This window comes from Streptococcus oralis, from assembly GCF_001579175.1.
Classification (GTDB): domain Bacteria; phylum Bacillota; class Bacilli; order Lactobacillales; family Streptococcaceae; genus Streptococcus; species Streptococcus oralis_O.
In genome coordinates this window covers 12690-34255 of the sequence record NZ_KQ970762.1, presented here as the reverse complement: position 1 = coordinate 34255, position 21566 = coordinate 12690, and the positions used below count along the sequence as shown (strand labels likewise).

General features: G+C 42.5%; 16 protein-coding genes and 1 pseudogene. 9 read left to right on the top strand and 8 right to left on the bottom strand.

The genetic code is table 11. From position 1 onward, the window contains the following. The 3 genes from SORDD24_RS09540 (at window position 1) to SORDD24_RS09530 (ending at window position 3053) form a co-directional block, all read left to right on the top strand. The gene (locus tag SORDD24_RS09540) at window positions 1-219 is read left to right on the top strand and encodes a hypothetical protein (RefSeq protein ID WP_000832176.1); all 219 of its coding nucleotides are present in this window, start codon (window positions 1-3) and stop codon (window positions 217-219) included. Window positions 220-370: 151 nt separating this feature from the next. Further along, entirely contained in the window at window positions 371-2134 is a 1764-nt protein-coding gene (aspS, locus tag SORDD24_RS09535) for an aspartate--tRNA ligase (RefSeq protein ID WP_061409880.1), read from the top strand. After that, window positions 2112-3053 carry a YitT family protein gene (locus SORDD24_RS09530; RefSeq protein WP_061409878.1) on the top strand — a complete coding sequence of 314 codons (942 nt, stop codon included), beginning with the start codon at window positions 2112-2114 and terminating at the stop codon, window positions 3051-3053. The genes aspS and SORDD24_RS09530 overlap by 23 nt, the downstream gene beginning before the upstream one ends. 50 nt (window positions 3054-3103) lie before the next feature. Here SORDD24_RS09530 and SORDD24_RS11220 read toward each other — a convergent pair. The 6 genes and pseudogenes from SORDD24_RS11220 to SORDD24_RS09490 all read right to left on the bottom strand — a co-directional run bounded on the left by SORDD24_RS11220 (window position 3104) and on the right by SORDD24_RS09490 (window position 10030). Then, window positions 3104-4455: pseudogene (locus SORDD24_RS11220) on the bottom strand (IS3 family transposase). Between the two features lie 68 nt (window positions 4456-4523). Continuing rightward, the gene (locus SORDD24_RS09510) at window positions 4524-5510 is read right to left on the bottom strand and encodes a LacI family DNA-binding transcriptional regulator (protein WP_061409874.1); all 987 of its coding nucleotides are present in this window, start codon (window positions 5508-5510) and stop codon (window positions 4524-4526) included. Between the two features lie 9 nt (window positions 5511-5519). Beyond that, window positions 5520-6320: a DUF1189 domain-containing protein gene (locus SORDD24_RS09505; protein ID WP_061409872.1), complete on the bottom strand. Its 801-nt coding sequence runs from the start codon at window positions 6318-6320 to the stop codon at window positions 5520-5522. Between the two features lie 180 nt (window positions 6321-6500). Then, window positions 6501-7343 (bottom strand): sugar ABC transporter permease, encoded by an 843-nt coding sequence (locus SORDD24_RS09500; protein ID WP_061409870.1) that lies wholly within the window; start codon window positions 7341-7343, stop codon window positions 6501-6503. A gap of 1 nt (window position 7344) precedes the next feature. Further along, window positions 7345-8637 (bottom strand): sugar ABC transporter permease, encoded by a 1293-nt coding sequence (locus tag SORDD24_RS09495; protein ID WP_061409868.1) that lies wholly within the window; start codon window positions 8635-8637, stop codon window positions 7345-7347. A gap of 124 nt (window positions 8638-8761) precedes the next feature. Next, entirely contained in the window at window positions 8762-10030 is a 1269-nt protein-coding gene (locus SORDD24_RS09490; protein WP_061409866.1) for an extracellular solute-binding protein, read from the bottom strand. Between the two features lie 475 nt (window positions 10031-10505). On the opposite strand from SORDD24_RS09490, the gene malQ reads away from it, so the two are divergent. Together malQ and glgP are read left to right on the top strand one after the other, a co-directional pair. Next, on the top strand, window positions 10506-12023 hold the full coding sequence (gene malQ, locus SORDD24_RS09485) for a 4-alpha-glucanotransferase (protein ID WP_061409864.1): 1518 nt from the start codon (window positions 10506-10508) through the stop codon (window positions 12021-12023). 22 nt (window positions 12024-12045) lie between these two features. Then, window positions 12046-14304 carry a glycogen/starch/alpha-glucan family phosphorylase gene (gene glgP / locus SORDD24_RS09480; RefSeq protein ID WP_061409862.1) on the top strand — a complete coding sequence of 753 codons (2259 nt, stop codon included), beginning with the start codon at window positions 12046-12048 and terminating at the stop codon, window positions 14302-14304. Window positions 14305-14372: 68 nt separating this feature from the next. Here glgP and SORDD24_RS09475 read toward each other — a convergent pair whose 3' ends face one another. Both SORDD24_RS09475 and tyrS read right to left on the bottom strand, forming a co-directional pair. Continuing rightward, a complete protein-coding gene (locus SORDD24_RS09475) occupies window positions 14373-15221 on the bottom strand; it encodes a putative RNA methyltransferase (RefSeq protein WP_061409861.1) in 849 nt (282 codons plus the stop codon). A 52-nt stretch (window positions 15222-15273) separates the two neighbouring features. Then, window positions 15274-16530 carry a tyrosine--tRNA ligase gene (gene tyrS / locus SORDD24_RS09470; RefSeq protein WP_061409859.1) on the bottom strand — a complete coding sequence of 419 codons (1257 nt, stop codon included), beginning with the start codon at window positions 16528-16530 and terminating at the stop codon, window positions 15274-15276. Between the two features lie 140 nt (window positions 16531-16670). Here tyrS and pbp1b point away from each other — a divergent pair, with 140 nt between their 5' ends. The 4 genes from pbp1b to SORDD24_RS09450 all read left to right on the top strand — a co-directional run. Continuing rightward, a complete protein-coding gene (pbp1b, locus tag SORDD24_RS09465; protein ID WP_061409857.1) occupies window positions 16671-19166 on the top strand; it encodes a penicillin-binding protein PBP1B in 2496 nt (831 codons plus the stop codon). 76 nt (window positions 19167-19242) lie between these two features. Then, the gene (locus tag SORDD24_RS09460; protein WP_061409855.1) at window positions 19243-20154 is read left to right on the top strand and encodes a DMT family transporter; all 912 of its coding nucleotides are present in this window, start codon (window positions 19243-19245) and stop codon (window positions 20152-20154) included. Window positions 20155-20239: 85 nt separating this feature from the next. Further along, window positions 20240-20938, top strand: coding sequence for a 2,3,4,5-tetrahydropyridine-2,6-dicarboxylate N-acetyltransferase (dapD, locus tag SORDD24_RS09455; RefSeq protein ID WP_061409854.1), 699 nt, complete (start codon window positions 20240-20242; stop codon window positions 20936-20938). Between the two features lie 67 nt (window positions 20939-21005). Further along, window positions 21006-21566: M20/M25/M40 family metallo-hydrolase (locus SORDD24_RS09450; protein WP_081103578.1), on the top strand; the 561-nt coding region annotated here is incomplete at its 3' end.

Here is a 21566-nt window from a genome sequence, read left to right as displayed (position 1 = left end):
ATGAAACGAGTAATTTTATTAGCAGTGATACAGGCGGTTGTTCTCTTCTTTATCATCGGGGCACTTGCCTATGCCTTTAAAGGCGATTTCTTTTACAACTATCTAGCAGTTGTCTTTGCGCCTATTGCAGGTGTCTTGCGTTTTGCTTCGGCTTATGCGACGGAGATTGTTCTACCTAAAAAGGCAGCTGAGATTGCTGAAAAGCGTAAAAAAGGTTAAGAATCATAATCAGAGAATCCGATGACGTTTTCATCGGATTTTTTGTCTGTTCGTTTTGATTTCTAAAGACAATCAAACTTTTCTGCTGATTTTCATGAAGAGCCTGCGCTTTTATGGTAAAATAGTAACAGAATAAAAGAGGAGAGAAAACATGAAACGTAGTATGTATGCTGGTCGTGTTCGTGAGGAACATATCGGACAAGAAATTACCCTGAAAGGATGGGTTGGGCGTCGTCGTGACCTTGGTGGTTTGATTTTTATCGACCTTCGTGACCGTGAAGGGATCATGCAGTTGGTTATCAACCCTGAAAAAGTATCTGCAGAGATCATGGCAACAGCTGAAAGCCTTCGTAGCGAATTTGTCATCGAGGTGACTGGGCAAGTCGCTGCGCGTGAGCAAGCCAATGATAAATTGCCGACTGGTGCGGTTGAATTGAACGCGACAGCTTTGACGGTGCTTAATACAGCCAAAACAACGCCTTTTGAGATTAAGGATGGGATTGAGGCAAACGATGATACACGTTTGCGTTACCGTTACCTTGATCTTCGTCGTCCAGAAATGCTAGAAAACCTTAAGCTTCGTGCCAAGGTGACCCACTCTATCCGTAACTACTTGGATGAGTTGGAGTTTATCGATGTGGAGACACCATTCCTTTCTAAGTCAACGCCAGAAGGGGCGCGTGACTATTTGGTGCCATCTCGTGTCAATAAAGGGCATTTTTACGCCCTTCCTCAAAGTCCGCAGATTACAAAACAGCTCTTGATGAATGCTGGTTTTGACCGTTACTATCAAATCGTTAAATGTTTCCGTGATGAGGACTTGCGTGGAGACCGTCAGCCTGAGTTTACCCAGGTCGACTTGGAAACTTCCTTCCTTACGGAGCAAGAAATCCAAGATATTACAGAAGGCTTGATTGCGCGTGTAATGAAGGAAACAAAAGGGATTGAAGTAACGCTTCCCTTCCCACGTATGAAGTACGATGAAGCCATGGCCCTTTATGGTTCTGACAAACCTGATACCCGTTTTGACATGTTGCTTCAAGACTTGACAGAAGTGGTCAAAGGTGTCGACTTCAAAGTCTTTTCAGAAGCACCAGCAGTTAAAGCCATTGTGGTCAAAGGGGCTGCGGACAACTATTCACGTAAAGATATTGACAAGATGACCGAAGTAGCCAAGCAGTACGGTGCCAAAGGTCTTGCTTGGGTTAAGGTTGCTGAGGGAGAATTAAACGGACCGGTTGCCAAGTTTTTGACGGGTATCCAAGGAGAATTGACAGCAGCACTTGCTCTTGAAGACAAGGATTTGGTTCTCTTTGTGGCGGATACGCTTGAAGTGGCGAATGCAACACTAGGTGCCCTTCGTGGCCGTATTGCCAAAGAGCTTGGTTTGATTGATAACGATAAGTTCAACTTCCTTTGGGTGGTTGATTGGCCAATGTTTGAATGGTCTGAAGAAGAAGGCCGCTACATGAGCGCCCACCATCCATTTACCCTTCCACAGGAAGAAACAGCTCACGAATTAGAAGGTGATTTAGTTAAGGTTCGTGCCATTGCTTACGATATCGTCTTGAACGGCTATGAGCTTGGTGGTGGTAGTCTTCGTATCAACCAAAAAGACCTTCAAGAACGCATGTTTAAGGCTCTTGGTTTCTCAGCTGAAGAAGCCAATGACCAGTTTGGTTTCCTTCTTGAGGCTATGGACTATGGTTTCCCACCACACGGTGGTTTGGCTATCGGACTTGACCGATTTGTAATGCTCTTAGCAGGAGAAGAAAATATCCGTGAAGTCATTGCCTTCCCTAAGAATAACAAGGCAACCGACCCAATGACACAAGCTCCATCAACAGTCGCTCTCAAACAACTAGAGGAACTCAGCTTACAAGTAGAAGAAGATGAAACAAGCAAAACGAATTAAGCGGTGGCGCTATTATCTGCGCCGCTTTGCTTATCAGATAAAAATCTTACGAGTTTTACAAAGTATCTCTCGGGAAAAATATGATGAGAAAATCTCGGCTTCTCTAGTCTATGGATTTTTGTCAGCAGTAGCAGTCAATTTCTTTTTTCAACCAGGGCACGTTTACTCCAGTGGTGCGACGGGTCTGGCACAGATTATCTCTGCTTTGAGTAATCACTGGTTTGGTTTTTATATTCCGATATCGCTAACCTTTTATGCTATCAATTTTCCGTTGATGATTTTGGCTTGGTATCAGATTGGGCATAAGTTTACAATCTTTACCTTTATCACAGTATCCATGAGTTCCCTCTTTATCCAGCTTGTGCCAGTTGTGACCTTGACAGAGGATCCCATCATCAATGCCCTTTTTGGGGGTGTTGTCATGGGCTTGGGGATTGGTTTTGCGCTCCGTAACAATATTTCTAGCGGTGGTACAGATATTGTCAGTCTGACTATTCGAAAGAAAACGGGTAAGAATGTTGGTAGTATTTCTTTCTTGGTAAATGGGATGATTATGCTGATAGCAGGTCTAACCTTTGGTTGGAAATACGCCCTTTACTCCATGATTACGATTTTTGTATCGAGCCGTGTGACAGATGCAGTCTTTACCAAGCAAAAACGCATGCAGGCTATGATTGTAACCAATAATCCTGACAAGGTAATTGCAAAAATTCATAAAAAATTGCACCGCGGCGCTACCATGATCCACGATGCAGAAGGAACCTATAATCATGAGAGAAAAGCAGTCTTGATCACTGTTATCACGCGAGCAGAGTTTAATGATTTTAAACACATCATGAAACAGGTCGATCCGACAGCCTTTGTCTCTGTATCCGAAAATGTCCACATCCTCGGACGATTCGTAGAAACAGACAATTAGACATGAAAAACCAGCTCTGTGTACTGACCCCAAAAAGTTAGACAAATAATTTAAGCGAAGGATTTAGTTCTGTATTGCACAGGGCTAAGTCCTTTTAGTTTGATCTTAATTCGTTTGTTGTTGTAGTAATCAATATAGTCCACAATAGCTTGTTCCAATTGCTTAAGCGACTGAAACGCCTTCTCATAACCATAAAATATTTCCGATTTCAAAATGCCAAAGAAAGATTCCATCATACCGTTGTCTGGGCTGTTACCTTTACGTGACATAGATGTTTGGATTCCCTTACTCTCTAAAAACCTGTGATAAGAATCGTGTTGGTATTGCTATCCTTGATCACTATGGAGACTCGTATTCTCGTAGTGTTTCTCTGTGAATGCCTGTTCCAACATGGTTTTCACTTGTTCTAAGTTGGGTGAGGTAGACAAATTATAGGCTATAATTTCGCTATTAAATCCATCTAAAACAGGCGATAAATACAATTTCTGTGTACTATTTGGAATGGCAAACTCTGTCACATCCGTATAGCACTTTTCCATTGGCCTTGATGCTTCAAATTGACGTTGAATGAGATTCTCTGCTTTCTTACCAATCTCTCCTTGGTAGGAAGAATACTTCCGTTTACGACGAACTCGAGCCTTTAAACCAAGGACCTTCATCAGACGTTGAACTCTTTTATGATTGATCGAATAACCACGTTTCCTCATTTCCAAAGTGATTCGACGATAGCCATAATTTCCTTTATGGTCATTATAAATGGCCTGAATTTCGATTTTAAGCTCTTTATCTTTGTCAAGCCCATCTAGTTGCTTCAACTGATAATAGTAAGTTGAGCGAGGTAAACGAGCCGCTTCAAGAAGTAAATCTAGTCGAAATCCTCCTGAAGCCATTTCTCTAACTGTCTCTGCTTTTCTCGCTCTAAGGCTTCGTCCCTTTCCTCTAACTCTTTTAACTTTTTTAGGTAAGCCACCTCAGTCCGTAAGCGTTCATTCTCCTCTTGGAGTCGCTCTAGTTCTGTCGTTTCTTCCCGAGTTTTCTTCCGTTTACGTCCCATTTTAGGTACTCTCCCTCTTATTTTCTCAACAATAGTATACGCGTTTTTCTTGTATTTTGCTAGCCAGTTAAGAAGTATCGTACGACTTGGGAAACCGTATTCAAGAGAAACTCTATCTTTAGTCCAGCCTTCATGTAAGACTTTATTAATCATTTCTTGTTTTAAATCAGGAGAATAGTAACGATTTTTTCCTTTTTTGGCGAACTCTATTCCGTAACGATCAATCAATTTAATCATGTATCTAAGATTAGAATTGTTTATCCCCAATTTATTTGAAAGCTTCTCTAAGCTATATCCTCGTTTTCTTAGTTCATAGATTTGAACTTTATCTTCATAACTCAGTTTCATAATAAAACACCTCAAAAGTTAGATTTTGTCTGTCTAACTTTTGGGGTGCAGTTCACTGGAGCTGGTTTTTATTTTTCGATAATTTTGTGGGCAATCAACTGACGGTAACAAATCTGTCTATTATTTTTCGCGTCATTGATAATCTGTAAAATCGTTTCAAATGATGTTCGTCCAAGTTCAAGACTATTGATGTCAACATAAGCTACTAGATCGAGTCGAGGATTGACAGAGTCAAAACTCAAGACGGGAACATTTAATTGGTGTTTACTGATGTAGTCGCAAACCCCTTCAGCTAGAAGGCTGTCGGTTGTGATGATGGCATCAATCTGCGGATCGTGTTTGAAGAGGCGCTTACTAAATTGATACCCCTTTTCTTCTAGAAATTCATTTGCAAAGTAGGTCAGGTTCGTATCAATCGAAAGTTGGTGTTGTTTGAGTGCCAATTCGTAACCTTTTAGACGATCTTGTGTAACGAAAAGTTTCTTTGTTCCTCCGATAAAGGCGATTCGTCTGCACCCCTTTTTGATGAAATACTCTGCTGCATCAAAACCGGCTTGGACATTATCATTGTCGACAAGGGGGATAAAGGGTGAGAGGGATTTTCCGAGGATGAGGAAAGGAAACTGTTCTTCCGCTACGAGCTTAACCAGTGGATCTTCCTCTTGAGCATAGAGGAAGATTAGGCCGTCAACACGCTTGCCATAAACCATCTGAGAAATAGCTTTGAGACGTTCCTTCTCATCTTTACCAGTTGCAATCTGAATAGCATAGTGGTTTTCAGACGCGACTTGGGCGATCCCTCGTAGGACAGATGGGAAGAAAGGATTTTGGTAGAAGGCATCCGAGTCGTCAGGCAATACCAAACCAATAACTTGAGTATAGCTGCTAACTAGGCTACGAGCATTGAGATTGGGATGGTAGTTGAGTTCCTTCATAGCCTTGCGAACTCGTTTTTTGGTTTCATCACTAATTGTTGATTTGTTTTGAATAACGCGGGTTACAGTTGAAGGTGAGACACCTGCAGCCTTGGCCACATCTTTAATCGTAACGGGCATAAAAATCTCCTATTTATGATAATCTGGATCGCGGTAATGTGTTTTATAAAAGATGATGACCAGATAAAGAACAAAAAGAATGTTTTGTACAGTGATAAGGGTTGTCATATTTTGGCCGAAAAGTCCCAAAATAAGTGTAATCAAAGTTGGTAATCCTAAACAGTTCAAGATAAAATGGTAGCACTCTTTAAAGCTCCTAAATGAAAAGAGGCGTGATTTTTTGGTGATATAAAGGAGAAGACTAGCTCCAAGAGAGACAATGAAGAAATTCAATCCAAAGAGGAAGCTAGCACCAAGGACGAGAAAGAGACTGATATAGACACGGTTCTGTTGGTACCAGTCTTTAGAAATAGCCTGGGTTAAAGTTTCCTTACTCTGGAAACTCTCCGTTTGAATGGCGTGGTAGCGAATGCGAGTCAATTCCTTGCTTTCCTTGCTGATGATGAGTTCTTCCGTATCAAAATGAAGTTGCAAGTCCTTTGGCAATTCCTTACTTGGACTTGGACCAATCAGAAGAGAAGCTTGCTGATTTTTAGTTCCAGCATAGTTCAGTTTTCCATCTATTATCTGTGCATTCTCCGACAAATCCATGATTGCTTCATCTGTCAGGGGTGTGTAGACATTATCGATAAAGGTATCCAGTGGATACGTTTCCTGCGAGCTGTTTTGAATGGCAATTGGAACCATGGACAAGCTGATGAGGAAAATGCTCGTAAAGAGGAGTTGAAACCAGTTGAGTCCGAAACGTTTTGACAGGGGCTTACGAAATCCCCAGATACTAGTAAAATACGAGAATGGATATGGAAGCATAGGCATCTTTCTAAAAGTGTTTTCTATATGAGTATTATTATATAGAGAAATGTACTTTATTTCAAGTCTAGTAGATAAATTGCTTACTGAAAAGCTGATTTTGCTACTATTTGCGGTCTTTTGTCTAATCTTTTAACTTTAGAAACAAGCTCCAAAATGAAAAAGGGTGGCGGGGATAGATTATCCCTTGTCGCCACCACTTGTAAGTCCTGAAACAAAGTTCTTTTGTAAGAAGAAGAAGAGTGTACAGATTGGAAGAGCGATGAGGATAGCACCTGCTGAGAAGTAGGCAATCTTCAAGTTCTTCGCATTGTTGATGAAGGTTTGGAGACCAACGGCAACTGTAAAGTATTCTTTCTCACGAAGCAAGAAACTAGAGAGGATATAGTCTCCGAAAGGTCCCATGAAGGCCCAGAGGGCTTGTACCGCAACCATCGGGCGAACAAGAGGGAGGACGATTTGCCAGAAGCGACGGAAGTGTCCTGCACCATCAAGTTTTGCTGATTCATCAAGAGACATTGGTACGGTATCAAAGTAACCTTTCATCAACCAAGCGTTCATAGGGATACCACCACCGACATAGAGGAAGATGAGGAACCAGCTATGGTTAAGGGCGTTCAACATAAGTGCCATAACGAAGAAGGCAGTCAAAGCAGCCATGGTTGGCACCATTTGGATAATCAAGAAGAAGACCAAACTTTGTTTACGAGCCAAGAAGTTGTATCGGCTGTAGGCATAACCAGCAAGTACGATGATGCTTGTTTGGACAGCCATTGTAATCAAGGCGATGATCAAGGTATTGAGATACCAAGTGCCGTACAAGGTTTCAGTGAAGAGTCCTTTAAAGTTATCAAAACTAAAATCGACGTTACCATCTAGTTTAAAGGCTACCACGTTACCAGACTTGAAGGCTGACATAATGGTGATCAAAAGTGGATAAATAATGACGATTGATAAGCCAATCAAGTAGAGGTAAGTGAGGGTTTGAGTCAGTCTACGTTTGAGTTTGATTGAGTTATTCATCTTAGACGTCCTCCATATCAAATGCGTGTAGTTTCTTGAATGCAATCATAGAGATAGAGATGACAATGATGGAGATAATCAAGGTAACAGCTGCCGCCATAGAGTATTGTGGGGCTGTACCTGTTGTCAAACGGTAAATCCATGAAATCAAGATATCAGTTGAACCGGCTCCACCACCAACGCTACCAGGTCCTCCATCATTGAAGAGGTACATGATAGAGAAGTTGTTAAAGTTGAAGGTGTATTGGCTGATCAATGTTGGAGCTGCAACAGCCAAGATCATTGGGAAAGTGATGTTGCGGAATTTTTGCCAAGCATTGGCACCATCGATGTAAGCCGCTTCGTAGAGGTCGTTAGGAATAGACTGCAAGATACCCAAGGTCAAAACGTAGATGTATGGGAATCCTAGCCAACCTTGCATCATAATCAAGGCAATCTTCGTCCAAGTTGGGTCTGTTTTCCAAGGGATAAGAGCCCCATCTAGGAAAGGAAGGACCTTAGACAAAAGAGGCAAGACTTGGGTGTTGATAGCACCAATACTATCATTAAACATGTTTGAGAATGTCAAGATAGTGATGAAGGCTGGAACTGCCCAAGGAAGAAGGAAAATAACACCGAAGATACGTTTTCCTTTGATAAATGGTTGGTTGGCAATGATTGCAGTAAAGATACCAATGACAATCTGCAAAGTAGAAGCAGATAGAGCCCAGATAATGGTCCAAGAAAGAACGGAACCAAAGGCTGAACGGAAGGTACTCAAACTCCAGATGTTTGTGAAGTTCGTTAAACCAACCCAGTCCAATAATTTGTTTGGTGGCAAGTGTTGGAAGTCGTAGTTGGTAAAGGCAATCATCAAGGTTACGATAACAGGGAAGATAATCGCAAATGTCATCGCTACATACGATGGGATGATTAAAAGATATGGGAATCCATTCTCATAAATGCCTTTAATCATGTCCTTGAAGGTACGAGCTACGGGAATACCGTTGTTGATACGTTTAGCAGTCGTATGTGCATCTTTGATATTAAAGATATAAAAGAGCAAGTAAACGACAACAAAGATAGAATGGAAAGCACCGCGAATCAGCATGAACAGTGAATTATCACGGCCAGGTTTGTCACCAAGGGTGATCAAATTGCTCAATTCAGGGGTTGCAAGTGTTAGAAAATACAGAACAAATAGAACAGTAATGCCAAGGAAAATAAATCCTTTAGCTTTTTGTTTGTTATAGATTTGTCCTAAACCAGGAATGATTGACAGCAAGGCTGCTTTGCGAGGCTGTTGTTTTTCCATGATTACTCCTTTCATAGGATGCGAGTTTAAACTCGGATTCAATCGTAAGATACGTACATCTGATAAGAAGCATATCTATAAATTCAAAGGGGGATTTTGCTTCCACCCCCCTTGAACAATTCAATTAGTTACCAAATTTTTGTTGGATTGTTTCCTTGATCAATGTTACAGCATCGTTAGCAGCTGTTTTCGCATCTTTCTTACCACTTACAGCATCAAAGAGCATAGTTTTCGCTGGATCCCAAACTGTTGACATTTGTGAGATGTTTGGCATTGGTTGAGCGTTCTTGAACTGTTTGATAACAGCTGTAGTCAACTCATCGTTTTTGCTTTCAGCATAAGTACGAGCCTCAGTGTTAGCTGGGATTTCGTTCGTTGCATCGTAGAATGCTTTTTGTTGTTCAGTTGAAACTAGGAAGTCTACAAATTTTTGAGCGCCTTCAAGGTTCTTAGTGCTTGATGGGATGATCCAAGCTTTACCACCACCGAATGCTGCGTAATCTTTACCGTTTGGAAGAGTTGGGATAGTCGCAACACCGTAGTTTACTTTAGCATCTTTAAAGGATTGAGCTTTCCAAGGGCCATCGATGATAGCAGCTGTTTTACCTTCTTGGAATTGAGTTTGAATCAAGTTACCAGCACCTTCAGTATCTTGCATACCTTTAGGCCATTTTTCGTACCAAGATTTAGCGTATTCGATACCTTTGATTGATCCGTCGTTTGCAAGACCGATATCTTTAGGATCTTTACCATTTTGACCGAATACATAACCACCGTTACCAGCAAGGAGTCCATATGCGTAGTAGAAGTTTGTCCAGTCAGCTAGGAAGGCAGTAGTTTTGCCATCTTCACCAGCGAAGGCATATTTACTATCTTTAGCAAGGTTTTCTAAATCAGCAAAAGTTTTTGGAGCTTCTTTTAGCAAGTCTTTGTTGTAGTACATTACGAGAGACTCGATAACGGCTGGAGCACCATAGACTTTACCACCAACAGTTACAAGAGATTTAGTAGTATCGTCTGTTTTTGCACCATCACTAAGAGTTACTTCTGAAAGTTGTCCGTCAGTACCAAGACTACCTACACGGTCGTATGGAGCCATCATAACGTCAGCAGCTTTACCAGATTGGTTGTCAAGTGAAAGGTTATCAAGACCACCCATTTGGTCTCCTGTTTTGATAGTAACTTTTACGCCAGATTCTTTTTCGTAAGCTTTTGCAGCTGATTCAGCGAAGGCTTTATATTGGTCTTCAACGTAGAAAGTGATTTCTTTTGCTTCTGAAGAGCTAGTATCAGCAGCTTTGTCAGCAGATTTGCTTCCGCAAGCTACCAAGAGCAAGCTAGCGAGAGTCGCAGTTCCGAGCACAGCAGCGCTCTTCATGAATTTAGATGACATAGTGTATTCCTCCTAAAGAATAACAGTATAATTTATTTAGAAAACGCAAACGTTTTCTTTTATGAGCCTAGTATAACACAAATAGAAAACGGTTGCAAGCTTTTTTAGAAAAAATTTTAAAAAAATTTTAAGGTTTCAAACATTTGTCAATGCTTTTATATAGGAAGAAACTGAAAATTTTTGTTTTTCTTGATTTGAAAATGCACAAGGGAAACGATTGCATTGATTGGGCTGATTTCTTAGCAAAAATGAGGATGTTTTTAATTTCAACTATCTTAAATAAGCAAAACTTTATAAGAAAAGTGTTCGTTTCATAAAATAACAGTGGAACCAAGATTCATTCGAAGAAAAAGAAATCAAAAAAAGTTTCTAAAACCGCTTGCATTTGTTTTTGAAATGCGTTATACTTAAAATAACGCAAACGTTTGCGCCTTGATTTGCGCAGCGTTATATTACAAACACATGAGGTGCTATTATGAAAAAACGTCAAAGTGGTGTGTTGATGCACATCTCTTCTCTTCCAGGAGCATACGGGATTGGATCATTTGGCCAAAGCGCCTATGATTTCGTTGATTTCTTGGTTCGTACCAAGCAACGTTACTGGCAAATCCTCCCTCTTGGGACTACAAGCTATGGAGATTCTCCTTACCAATCATTCTCAGCTTTTGCTGGGAACACGCATTTTATCGACCTTGATATCTTGGTAGAGCAAGGCTTGTTGGAAGCTAGCGATCTTGAAGGTGTTGACTTCGGTAGCAATCCAGCAGAAGTTGACTATGCTAAGATTTATTATGCACGTCGCCCTCTTTTGGAGAAGGCGGTCAAACGTTTCTTGGAAGTGGGAGATGTCAAAGCCTTTGAGAAATTTGCTCAAGACAACCAAACCTGGCTTGAACTTTTTGCTGAGTATATGGCGATTAAAGAGCATTTTGACAATCTAGCATGGACAGAATGGCCAGATGCAGATGCTCGTGAGCGTAAAGCTTCAGCACTTGAAAGCTACCGTGAGAAATTAGCAGACAAGTTGGTTTACCACCGTGTGACTCAATACTTCTTCTTCCAACAATGGTTGAAATTGAAAACATACGCTAACGACAACCACATCGAGATCGTTGGGGACATGCCTATCTACGTTGCGGAAGATTCAAGCGACATGTGGGCAAATCCACACCTCTTCAAGACAGATGCCAGCGGCAAGGCGACTTGCATCGCAGGATGTCCGCCAGATGAGTTTTCTGCAACTGGTCAACTTTGGGGGAACCCAATCTATGACTGGGAAGCAATGGATAAAGACGGTTACAAATGGTGGGTTGAACGCTTGCGTGAAAGCTTCAAAATCTACGATATTGTTCGTATCGACCACTTCCGTGGCTTTGAATCTTACTGGGAAATCCCTGCTGGTTCCGATACAGCGGCCCCTGGTAAATGGGTGAAAGGTCCAGGCTACAAACTCTTCGCAGCCGTTAAGGAAGAACTTGGTGAGCTGAACATCATCGCAGAAGACCTTGGCTTCATGACAGATGAGGTTATCGAGTTGCGCGAACGTACTGGTTTCCCGGGAATGAAGATTCTTCAATTTGCCTTCAACCCAGAAGATGAAAGTATCGATAGCCCACACTTGGCACCTGCTAACTCTGTTATGTACACAGGAACACACGACAACAATACGGTCCTTGGTTGGTACCGTAATGAAATCGATGATCCAACTCGTGAGTACATGGCTCGTTACACGAACCGTAAAGAGTATGAAACAGTGCCACACGCAATGCTTCGCACAGTATTTTCATCAGTGAGCTTCATGGCTATTGCCACTATGCAAGATTTACTAGAATTGGATGAGGCAGCTCGCATGAACTACCCATCTACTCTTGGCGGAAACTGGTCTTGGCGTATGACTGAAGATCAATTGACACCAGCTGTCGAGGACAATTTGCTTGACTTGACTACAATTTATCGCCGAATCAATGAGAATTTGGTAGAATTAAAGAAATAAGACATTATCAGGAGACACAAAAATGTTACCACTAAAAGAATTTGTACAAAAACGTTACAATAAAACCATTGCAGAATGTAGTAACGAAGAACTTTACCTTGCTCTTCTCAACTACAGCAAGCTTGCTAGCAGCCAAAAACCAGTCAACACTGGTAAGAAGAAAGTTTACTACATCTCAGCTGAGTTCTTGATTGGTAAACTCTTGTCAAACAACTTGATCAACCTTGGTCTTTACGACGATGTGAAAAAAGAACTTGCTGATGCCGGTAAAGAGTTGATTGAAATCGAAGAAGTAGAATTGGAACCATCTCTAGGGAACGGTGGATTGGGACGTTTGGCAGCCTGCTTTATCGACTCAATCGCTACTCTTGGTTTGAACGGTGACGGTGTTGGTTTGAACTACCACTACGGTCTTTTCCAACAAGTTCTTAAAAACAACCAACAAGAGACTATTCCAAACGCTTGGTTGACAGAGCAAAACTGGTTGGTACGTTCAAGCCGTAGCTACCAAGTGCCATTTGCACACTTTACCTTGACATCAACTCTTTACGACCTTGATGTTCCTGGTTACAAGACTGCTACTAAGAACCGCTTGCGTTTGTTTGACTTGGATTCAGTTGATTCATCTATCATTGAAGATGGTATCAGCTTTGACAAGACAGACATCGCTCGCAACTTGACTCTCTTCCTTTACCCAGACGATAGTGACCGTCAAGGTGAATTGCTCCGTATTTTCCAACAATACTTCATGGTTTCAAACGGTGCGCAATTGATCATCGACGAAGCGATCGAAAAAGGAAGCAACTTGCACGACCTTGCTGACTACGCAGTTGTACAAATCAACGATACTCACCCATCAATGGTGATCCCTGAATTGATCCGTCTTTTGACTGAACGTGGTATCGAACTTGATGAAGCAATCTCTATCGTTCGTAGCATGACTGCCTACACGAACCACACCATCCTTGCTGAAGCCCTTGAAAAATGGCCTCTTGAATTCTTGGAAGAAGTGGTTCCTCACTTGGTACCAATCATCAAAGAATTGGACCGTCGTGTGAAAGCAGAATACAAAGACCCAGCTGTCCAAATCATCGACGAGAGCGGACGTGTACACATGGCTCACATGGATATCCACTACGGATACAGTGTTAACGGGGTAGCAGCACTCCACACTGAGATCTTGAAGAACTCAGAGTTGAAAGCTTTCTACGACATCTACCCAGAAAAATTCAACAACAAAACAAACGGTATCACATTCCGTCGTTGGCTCATGCATGCTAACCCACGCTTGTCTCACTACTTGGATGAAATTATTGGACGTGGTTGGCACCATGAAGCGGATGAACTTGAAAAACTCTTGTCTTACGAAGATAAAGCAGCCCTTAAAGCAAAACTTGAAGAAATCAAGGCTCACAACAAACGTAAATTGGCTCGTCACTTGAAAGAACATCAAGGTGTGGAAATCAATACAAACTCTATCTTTGATATCCAAATCAAACGTCTTCACGAGTACAAACGCCAACAAATGAACGCTTTGTATGTGATCCACAAATACTTGGATATCAAGGCTGGTAACATCCCTGCTCGTCCAATCACAGTATTCTTTGGTGGTAAAGCAGCTCCTGCCTACACAATCGCTCAAGACATCATCCACTTGATTCTTTGCTTGTCAGAAGTGATTGCAAACGACCCGGCAGTAGCTCCACACTTGCAAGTGGTTATGGTTGAAAACTACAACGTTACTGCAGCAAGCTTCCTTATCCCAGCATGTGATATCTCAGAACAAATCTCACTTGCTTCTAAAGAAGCTTCAGGTACTGGTAACATGAAATTCATGTTGAACGGAGCTTTGACTCTCGGTACTATGGACGGTGCTAACGTAGAAATTGCTGAGTTGGTTGGCGACGACAACATCTACATCTTTGGTGAAGATTCAGAAACTGTTATCGACCTTTATGCAAAAGCAGCTTACAAATCAAGCGAATTCTACGCTCGTGAAGCCATCAAACCATTGGTTGACTTCATCGTCAGCGACGCTGTTCTTGCAGTAGGTAAGAAAGAACGCTTGGAACGTCTTTACAACGAATTGATCAACAAAGACTGGTTCATGACTCTCCTAGACTTGGAAGACTACATCAAGGTGAAAGAGCAAATGCTTGCTGACTACGAAAACCGTGACGCATGGTTGGATAAAGTCATCGTCAACATTGCTAAAGCAGGATTCTTCTCATCTGACCGTACAATCGCTCAGTACAACGAAGATATCTGGCACTTGAACTAAGAATTTTTGCATCAGATTATAAAACAAAACGCATCTTTAAAGGTGCGTTTTTTTATCTTTAAAATATTTTACCCTACTTTCCCCACAAGTATCTCTGCTTCGATGGTAATCTCTGTCAGTTGGCTCCAGTCAATCTTGGTCTGGTCAACATGAAAGAGGAGAGGCGTCATGGCAAGCAGGGCTTGGCGTTGCTCTGCTGTGATGGATTTGGTTAGGGAGGCTGTTTGGCTAGATTGGATACTGAAGTGTTCCTGGAAATGTTCCTTAATATCTTGATTAGAATAATCCTTCTTTGTCAGCTGGTCCTGCACCATTTGGCGGATTTCTTTGAGGTGGTTTTCAGTCGGGATGACCTTAATCAAGATACCGTCTTTGGATAAAACACGACGAAACTCCCCATAGTTGGCAGGCGAAAAGATGTCGAGCAGAATATCCATACTGGCATCTTTTATAGGAAGTCGAGCTAGGTCACCAACAAACCAATTGACCGCCCAGTTGGGTTCACTCTTGGCAGCGATTTGAACGGAATCTTTGGAAATATCAAAGGCATAGAAGGTTTTTTCAGAATGACTTTCTTGGAGTTTACGAGAGTAGAAGCCTTCGCCACAACCGATGTCCAAGACAGTTTTTGCAGATGATTTAGTCGCTAGTAGGTCAGAAATGCCTTCTAAGATAGCCTGGTAAAAGCCAGCTTCCAGGATTTGTTGGCGGTTTTGAAAATTTTCCTTGTTGTAGTTGGCGGATTGCTTGATTTGCGGTGCTAGATTGACATAGCCGAATTTTGATAAATCAAAAGAATGGCGGTTGCTACACTTGAGGCTAGACTCTACCAAGGTCAGATCTTCTTGGCAGATGGGGCAGGAAAAGGCGCTAGCAGAAGCAAAGCGCTGGAGTTTGGGTTTGAGGTTTGTATTCATAGTTTAAGTCTAGCAAAAAAAGGACTGGATAGCAAATGCATCCAGTCTGTTTTTAATATGTAAGGACGAAGTATTTTTTCTTACCACGGCGGATAACAGTCAGTTCGTTCTCTAACTTATCTGCATCACTCAAGACATAGTCAAGGTCTTGGACGCGGTCACCATTTACGTAGATAGCTCCGTTTTGGACGTCTTCACGGGCTTGGCGTTTTGAGTTAACCACGCCAGAAGATACAAGAAGTTCAACGATGTTGTGATTTTCGTCTGCTTGTACTTGGTAGTTTGGCACACCACGAAGTCCTTGTTTGAGTTCTTTGACAGAAAGATTTTTGATATTTCCAGCAAAGAGTTGCTCAGTGATGTTAAGGGCTTCTTTGTAAGCTTCTTCTCCGTGGACAAGAGTCACGACTTCACGAGCGAGGACTTTTTGAGCCAAGCGTTCGTGTGGTGCTGCTTCGAATTGTTTGCGGATGTCTTCAATCTCATCAAGTGTCAAGAAAGTAAAGATTTTCAAGAAGCGAACAGCGTCAGCGTCCATGACATTCATCCAGAATTGGTACATTTCGTATGGAGAAGTCTTTTTAGGGTTGAGCCAGACTGCGTTTCCTTCTGATTTACCAAATTTCTTACCAGTCGCATCAGTAATAAGGGGAACTGTGATAACATGACCTGTCTTGTCAGCCTTACGACGAAGCAATTCGGTACCAGCTGTCATATTTCCCCACTGGTCAGAACCACCGATTTGCAGGGTAACATTGTGGTCTTGATTTAGGACATAGAAGTCGTACCCTTGCATGATTTGGTAGGCAAACTCTGTGTAAGAAATCCCTGTTTCGATCCGTTTTTTAACAGACTCTTTGCTCATCATGTAGTTGACAGTGAAGTATTTTCCGATATCACGGAGGAAGTCAATGAAGCTGATGCTGCCAAACCAGTCGTAGTTGTTGACCATGACAGCCTTGTTTTCGCCATTTTCAAAGTCAAGAAAACGAGAAAGTTGTCCTTGGATAGACTTGACCCAGCCATCTACTGTGTCTTTTGTTTGGAGACTACGCTCAGCATCTTTGAAGGACGGATCTCCGATGAGACCTGTAGCACCGCCAACGAGCGCATAAGGTTTGTGACCTGCTAATTGCAAACGACGACTGGTCAAGATTGCGACAAGGTGGCCTAGGTGAAGGCTGTCAGCAGTTGGATCGTAGCCAGTATAATAAGAAACTTGACCTTCTTCTAGGGCTTTACGCAAAGCTTCTTCATCAGTCGTTTGAAAAATCAAACCACGCTCTTTTAGCTCATCAAAAATGTGCATATGTCTTTTCTCCTTTTTAAAATATTGTTTCTACCTATTGTATCACAAACTTGGGCAATAGCCTAGTGGAATAGGGAAGAAAGTGGCTATTTTATTGAAAGTTTACCTTTTATGGTATAATAGAGAAAGTGAGGACATTCATGAAAAAAAGAATTGATGAATTAAAAACAAAAATGCTGCATTTTTTCCAGCAACTAACTGCCAAATGGAAGAAAAAACAAGCAAATAAAAATACTGATAAGAAAGTAGCTTCTTCTAACAAACTCAAAAGGGTAGGGTCTATTCTTGCTAAGATTTTGAGTGCTTTTAAAGTGACCTTCAACACTCTCTTTATCCTAGCCTTTATCGGAGGTCTTTTGGGAGCGGGTGTGGCCATGGGCTATGGGGTTGCTCTATTTGACAAAGTCAAGGTGCCTCAAACAGAGGAATTGGTCAAACAAGTGAAGGATATTGCCTCTATCTCAGAAATTACCTATGCTGACGGAACTACCATCGCTTCGATTGAAGGAGATTTATTGCGCACATCAGTCGCTTCGGAGGCTATCTCAGATAATCTCAAGAAGGCTATCATTGCGACAGAGGACGAGCATTTCAATGAGCATAAGGGAGTTGTGCCTAAGGCCGTTATTCGTGCGACTCTGGGAACCTTTGTCGGTTTGGGATCGTCTAGTGGTGGTTCGACCTTGACGCAGCAGGTCATCAAGCAGCAAGTGGTGGGGGATGCTCCCACTCTGGCTCGTAAGGCCAAAGAAATTATTGATGCCTTGGCTTTAGAACGGGCCATGGGCAAGGATGAGATCTTGACAACCTACCTTAATATTGCTCCTTTTGGACGCAATCACAAGGGCCAAAATATTGCAGGTGCCCAGCAGGCTGCAGAGGGAATTTTTGGAGTTAATGCATCGGATTTGACAATACCTCAAGCCGCCTTTATCGCAGGTTTGCCCCAGAGTCCTATTAGTTATTCTCCTTATGAATCTGACGGCAGTATGAAGAGCGATGAGGATATGGCTTTGGGAATTAAGCGTGCCAAGGATGTCCTCTACAATATGTATCGGACAGGAGCTCTGAGTCAGGAAGACTACGACAAGTACAAGGATTATGACTTCAAGCAAGACTTTCTACCATCAGGTATTGTCAGTGGTACTTCGCGCGACTATCTCTACTATGCAACCTTGGCAGAAGCAACGGATCGGATGTACGACTACCTTATCCAGAGAGATAATGTTTCTGCGCAAGAGCAAAAAAATGAATCGATCCAGAAAGCTTACCGCGATCTAGCGACGAAGGAAATCGAGAATGGTGGATATAAGATTACGACAACTATCAATAAAAATGTTCATGCTGCGATGCAAAATGCGGTTGCGACCTACGGCTATCTGCTAGATGATTCGACAGGCCAGCCTGAAGTAGGGAATGTCCTCATGGACAACCAAACGGGAGCCATCCTTGGATTTGTTGGTGGTCGTAATTATCAAGAAAATCAGAACAATCACGCTATCGATACCAAACGTTCTCCAGCTTCAACCACTAAGCCTATACTGGCCTATGGTATCGCCATTGACCAAGGTTTGATGGGAAGTGCAAGTATCTTATCAAACTATCCGACAAACTTCTCAAACGGCAATCCCATCATGTATGTCAATAGTCCTGGTACAGCGATGATGACCTTGGGAGAAGCCCTCAACTATTCATGGAATATTCCAGCCTACTGGACTTATCGTACGCTTCGAGAGAAGGGTGTCGATGTCAAGGGCTATATGGAAAAAATGGGTTATGAAATCCCAGAATATGGCATTGAAAGTTTACCGATGGGTGGAGGAATTGAGGTTACAGTTGCCCAGCATACCAACGGATATCAGACAATAGCTAACAACGGGGTTTACCACAAGAAACACATGATTGCCAAGATCGAATCAACGGATGGTCGAGTGGTCTATGAGCATAAGGATGAGCCTGTGCAGGTTTATTCAAAAGCTACAGCAACCATCATGCAAAGTCTGCTCCGTGACGTCATTTCTTCTCGGATTACTACTAGCTTCCAGACCGACTTGGCTTCGATCAATCCAGGCCTATCTCGTGCTGACTGGATCGGAAAAACTGGTACGACCAATGAAGATGAAAATATGTGGCTCATGCTTTCTACACCTCGATTGACTCTAGGTGGCTGGTTAGGTCATGATGATAACCGACCGCTAGCCAAGGGTGCGGGTCACTACCGCAATGCCAAATACATGGCTTACTTGGTCAATGCTATCCAGCAAGCTGAACCTGGAATATGGGGAAATGATCGCTTTAATCTTGACCCAAGTGTGACTAAGTCCCAAGTTCTCCGATCAACAGGCCAAAAGCCCGGCAAAGTTTCCATCAATGGTAAGGAAATCGAACTTTCTGGTTCTACAGTGACAAGCTACTGGGCTAGCAAAGAAGGGGCGCCAGTAACCACTTACCGCTTTGCCATCGGAGGTAGCGACGCAGACTATCTGAACGCTTGGAAAACCATTCTTGGAAGCCTACCTGCAGTGACTCCTCCAAGTTCAAGCAGTGGATCAAGTTCAAGCAGTAGCTCAGGGGCAAATTCGAACAACAACACTCAAAGTGGTTCGTCAGGTCGTTCCCGTCTATTTAATCGATAATAAAAAAAGTAGCAAGAGGCAATTTTTCTTCTCTTAGCTACTTTTTTCTTTTTCTATTTCGTGTTACAATAAGGGAATGAATAAGTATCAAAAGAAGATTTTTAAGGGAACCTTGTATTCACTGTTCTCAGGTCTGATTTGGGGGATTTGCGGGATTTTAGGAGAGTATTTTTTCACTCATTATCCAGTATCGTCTGGTTGGATTACCTCTATGCGTTTGCTGGTGGCGGGGAGTTTGGTTTTAGCTTTATCTGCCTTTCAGTTGCGTGGTCGCTTGTTGGATATCTGGAAAGATAAGAAAAATTATCTACCTTTTTTAGCCTATGCTATTCTAGGTATTTTTTCTGTGCAGTTTTTCTTCTATCTCTGTGTTGAGTATTCCAATGCGACGACGGCGACTATTTTACAATTTATCAGCCCTGTTTTTATTTTGTTTTACAATCGCATTGTCTACCAGAAGAAGGCTTCGATTACAGCGATTCTCTATGTTTTGATTGCCATGCTAGGTGTTTTTTTGATGGCCACAAAAGGGGACTTGTCCCAGTTGTCCATGACACCCTTGGCTCTAGTGACAGGCTTGCTCAGTGCAGTAGGCGTCATGTTTAATGTCATCCTGCCCCAACGATTTGCCCGCCACTATGGTTTTGTACCCACTGTTGGTTGGGGGATGATTCTCGCAGGGCTCTTTAGCAATCTGCTCTATCCAGTCCATCATGTCACCTTCCAATTGGATGCTAGCAGCGTGATGATTTGTTTGATTATTGCCGTATTTGGAACAGCTTTTGCCTTCTTCCTGTCTATGAAGGCCGTCTCTCTCGTTTCTCCTCTGGTTGTATCTGTAGTGAGCGCTAGCGAGCCTCTCTCTTCAGCGCTATTGAGCGTCCTCTTTCTCGGTCTCGTCCTAGATGGATTTCTAGTTTTGGCCATGATTTTGATCATAGTCCCTATGGTCTTCTTGTCTATCGAAGAAGCCAAAGAAGGGAAGTAAAGACGATTATTTTGATAGTTTAGGCTTCAAATTTGAAGCCTTTTTTGGTAGAATAGGTATCATTATAATGAACCAGGAGGCGCCTATGACTGCCACAAAAATGAATGCTCAAGAAATCATCCAATTTATCGCCAATGCAGAGAAGAAAACCAGTGTCAAAGTAACCTTTGAAGGCCAACTAGCAACTGCTATTCCTAGCTCTGTTGTCAAACTAGGCAATGTTCTTTTTGGAGATTGGAAGGATATCGCTCCGCTTCTCGAAGGCTTGGTAGAAAATCAAGATTATGTTGTCGAGCAAGATGCTCGTAATTCGGCAGTTCCCTTGCTAGACAAGCGTGATATCAACGCTCGTATCGAACCAGGTGCTATTATCCGTGACCAAGTGGAAATTGGTGACAATGCTGTCATTATGATGGGAGCGGTCATCAATATCGGAGCAGAAATCGGTGCAAGAACCATGATTGATATGGGTGCTATCCTTGGTGGTCGTGCCATCGTTGGGAAGAATAGTCACGTTGGTGCAGGTGCAGTTTTGGCAGGTGTGATTGAGCCAGCTAGTGCTGAACCAGTCCGTGTCGGAGACAATGTTCTTATCGGTGCCAATGCAGTGGTTATTGAAGGAGTCCAAATCGGTAGTGGTTCAGTTGTCGCTGCAGGAGCTATCGTTACCCAAGATGTTCCAGAAAATGTGGTAGTAGCAGGTGTTCCGGCTCGTATCATCAAAGAAATTGATGCCCAAACCCAACAAAAAACAGCGCTAGAGGATGCGCTTCGTACCTTGTAAGTGTAAAAGTAAAAAAGAGGCGGACCCCTTTTTCCAGCCTCTTTCTGCTATATAGGAGGACAGATAGATGTTAGATTTGATTCAGACTCGACGAGATTTGCACCAGATTCCAGAGATTGGCTTGGAAGAGTTTAAAACTCAGGCTTATTTGCTGGATGTGATTGAAAAATTGACTACGGGCAAGGATTTTGTTCAGGTTCGTACTTGGCGAACAGGGATTTTGGTCTATTTGCAGGGAAGCCAGCCGAAGCGGACTATTGGTTGGCGAACAGACATTGATGGCCTCCCTATCCTTGAACAAACAGGCCTTCCTTTTTCTTCCCAACATCAAGGTCGTATGCATGCTTGCGGACATGATTTCCACATGACCATTGCCTTGGGCTGTTTAGAGCGTGCTCTTGAGGAGCAACCCAAGAATAATCTGCTTTTTCTATTTCAGCCTGCTGAAGAAAATGAAGCTGGTGGCATGCTCATGTATGAGGAGGGTGCTTTTGGAGACTGGCTACCAGACCAGTTTTATGGACTCCATGTTCGTCCGGATTTGAAAGTTGGTCAGATTGCGACCAATACCCATACGCTCTTTGCAGGGACTTGTGAAGTGAAGATTCGTTTCAAAGGAAAAGGTGGG

Bases quoted from the DNA above. Each gene is read 5' to 3' on its own strand.
- SORDD24_RS09540 (WP_000832176.1), top strand. From the start codon at position 1: ATGAAACGAGTAATTTTATTAGCAGTGATACAGGCGGTTGTTCTCTTC.
- aspS (WP_061409880.1), top strand. From the start codon at position 371: ATGAAACGTAGTATGTATGCTGGTCGTGTTCGTGAGGAACATATCGGA.
- SORDD24_RS09530 (WP_061409878.1), top strand. From the start codon at position 2,112: ATGAAACAAGCAAAACGAATTAAGCGGTGGCGCTATTATCTGCGCCGC.
- SORDD24_RS09510 (WP_061409874.1), bottom strand. From the start codon at position 5,510: ATGCCCGTTACGATTAAAGATGTGGCCAAGGCTGCAGGTGTCTCACCT.
- SORDD24_RS09505 (WP_061409872.1), bottom strand. From the start codon at position 6,320: ATGCTTCCATATCCATTCTCGTATTTTACTAGTATCTGGGGATTTCGT.
- SORDD24_RS09500 (WP_061409870.1), bottom strand. From the start codon at position 7,343: ATGAATAACTCAATCAAACTCAAACGTAGACTGACTCAAACCCTCACT.
- SORDD24_RS09495 (WP_061409868.1), bottom strand. From the start codon at position 8,637: ATGGAAAAACAACAGCCTCGCAAAGCAGCCTTGCTGTCAATCATTCCT.
- SORDD24_RS09490 (WP_061409866.1), bottom strand. From the start codon at position 10,030: ATGTCATCTAAATTCATGAAGAGCGCTGCTGTGCTCGGAACTGCGACT.
- malQ (WP_061409864.1), top strand. From the start codon at position 10,506: ATGAAAAAACGTCAAAGTGGTGTGTTGATGCACATCTCTTCTCTTCCA.
- glgP (WP_061409862.1), top strand. From the start codon at position 12,046: ATGTTACCACTAAAAGAATTTGTACAAAAACGTTACAATAAAACCATT.
- SORDD24_RS09475 (WP_061409861.1), bottom strand. From the start codon at position 15,221: ATGAATACAAACCTCAAACCCAAACTCCAGCGCTTTGCTTCTGCTAGC.
- tyrS (WP_061409859.1), bottom strand. From the start codon at position 16,530: ATGCACATTTTTGATGAGCTAAAAGAGCGTGGTTTGATTTTTCAAACG.
- pbp1b (WP_061409857.1), top strand. From the start codon at position 16,671: ATGAAAAAAAGAATTGATGAATTAAAAACAAAAATGCTGCATTTTTTC.
- SORDD24_RS09460 (WP_061409855.1), top strand. From the start codon at position 19,243: ATGAATAAGTATCAAAAGAAGATTTTTAAGGGAACCTTGTATTCACTG.
- dapD (WP_061409854.1), top strand. From the start codon at position 20,240: ATGACTGCCACAAAAATGAATGCTCAAGAAATCATCCAATTTATCGCC.